This window comes from Pseudoalteromonas sp. SR41-7 (assembly GCF_014163935.1).
GTDB classification, from domain to species: Bacteria; Pseudomonadota; Gammaproteobacteria; order Enterobacterales; family Alteromonadaceae; genus Pseudoalteromonas; species Pseudoalteromonas distincta.
Genome location: NZ_JACJEF010000049.1, coordinates 1 through 353, shown reverse-complemented (window position 1 = coordinate 353; position 353 = coordinate 1). Strand labels below are relative to the sequence as shown.

Genomic DNA, 353 nt, shown 5'->3' with positions numbered 1-353 from the left:
CTGTTTGTAAAAGACGGTGTGAGTAAACAAACCTATAAAACGTTTAAATGGACAAACCAGTGGTTAGACGCGCAAATAGTACAAATGAGCGATGTAACTAACGATGGCGTACCAGAAGTTGCGTTATATGGACGTCATGAGCGTTTAGATAAAGGCCAGCTGTTTGTGTTTGATGGCGCAAATAGCAACAACAAACTAGACGTGTATAACTGGAACACACTGTGGAATGACATAAGCCTGCATAAAATGGACGACTTAGATGGCGATGGCACCACAGACTGGGGCCAATTTGGTCAACGTAAAGATGACGGCCGTTACCAATGGGTAGTTAAAAAAGGCCACGATAAACAAGG

At 43.1% G+C, this 353-nt stretch carries 1 pseudogene; it reads left to right on the top strand.

Going from position 1 to position 353, the window contains the following annotated elements:
- Window positions 1-18: 18 nt before the first annotated feature.
- Window positions 19-353, top strand: a pseudogene (locus H5092_RS20455) (hypothetical protein); the annotation flags it as partial.